Origin of the sequence: Luteolibacter pohnpeiensis, assembly GCF_016595435.1 — a bacterium.
In the GTDB taxonomy this organism is placed as follows: Bacteria; Verrucomicrobiota; Verrucomicrobiia; order Verrucomicrobiales; family Akkermansiaceae; genus Luteolibacter; species Luteolibacter pohnpeiensis.
In genome coordinates, this window is sequence record NZ_JAENIJ010000120.1 from 1 (window position 1) to 1,358 (window position 1,358).

A 1,358-nucleotide genomic window follows, 5' to 3' on the forward strand; every position below is an offset into this window, starting at 1 on the left:
AGAAGGAATGTGGGTGATAATGAGGTGGTCGCCCATTTTCTTGAGTTAACGTTCAATGTCCAGGCACGGGCGAATGCCGGTTGCCTGTGACATCTTGTTCGTCATCTTCCGATGTATTGAGCGATCATCGAAACAAGCTTGGCACGAAAGTAGGTAACCGCATCCTTGCTCATCGAGTCCTCCGCGGTCTTGAGGTGATCCAAAGCCGGCTCAAGAATCCTCGCCTCAAGCTCGCTTAGATCCGTTCCAACAGTAAACCGACTCTGCGACCGCTGGTAGATTCGCGCCAATTGGCGAATGTCGTCGAAGGTGTATTCCCCTGACACGCCATTGTCGAATTTGGACTCAAAGCCTCGACTAATCATCCATTCAACCTCGGCTGGAAGGCGCGACATTTGGTGGGCTGTGGAAGTATTGCCGTTCGCCGAGCGAATGAACTCAAATGTCTGCTTGAATGCGTCCAATAGCGGACTCCGAAACTTCGCTGCCTCGGGATACCGCTGATCCGTCCTCGCCGCCAGAACCACCGCATAAGCCTGATGAAAATTGTCCCTCGCCTGCTCGGAGTCCCAACTGAACCCGTCGGCCTTGAGGTGCTTGATGTAGAGCGCGTCTGGATTTGATGTCGCGCAGTTCTCGGGAGTCAGCCACTGGGCGAAGCGTTCTGATACTGTTGGGGTTGTCTGGCCATGCGTCTCTGAGGCCAGAATGAGAGTCGCAAGCAACAGCAGACACTTCATAATTTTGACGAACGTATAGGCCATTCACGGCGGAGTGTGAAGCCCGGATTCAAAGAAGGACGTTACCCGCCGTTGGATGAGCCGGCTTGTTCTGCAAGTCTTTTTCGTTGGGACTGCCACTCACTGAACTCAATCTCAATACGCCCATCTACCAAATACTGTCTGTCGCGATTCTCCATTGCGAAGGCAAGAAACTGCGGGTGATTGCGCACCTCATCGGCATTCGATACTGGAAAATCCAAGTCCGCAGAACTCTTCGCGGCATCACTACCTTGCAGAAGACTATCAACGGGCACTCCATCGATATCGACAATCTCGATCTCATGGGAGGGGCACCACGAAACCTCACCATTCTTGGTCGCTACTGCAACCATACCAAGTCGCCCACTCTGATAGCTCGGAAGAAGATCACCGAAAATGCGACTCGCTCTAGCTGACTCAAATGCGCCGTAGCCAGTTCCGATGACGATTACGCGGGCGCCAGATGCCTTAAGTTTAGCGATGATTGCCATAGGTTTTTCTGCAGAACAGTATAATTCGTTCTGACCCATATTGTATATCGCGATTTCATTGTCAATGGTGTGTATGATTGGGGTTTGAAACGTGCTGATCAATAGT

The 1,358-nt window shown here is 51.8% G+C and carries 2 protein-coding genes; both read right to left on the reverse strand.

Annotated elements, in window-relative coordinates:
* Nucleotides 1-101 precede the first annotated feature (101 nt).
* Nucleotides 102-740: a hypothetical protein gene (locus tag JIN85_RS20465; protein WP_200274343.1), complete on the reverse strand. Its 639-nt coding sequence runs from the start codon at nt 738-740 to the stop codon at nt 102-104.
* Nucleotides 741-802: 62 nt separating this feature from the next.
* Nucleotides 803-1,358: hypothetical protein (locus tag JIN85_RS20470; protein ID WP_200274345.1), on the reverse strand; the 556-nt coding region annotated here is incomplete at its 5' end.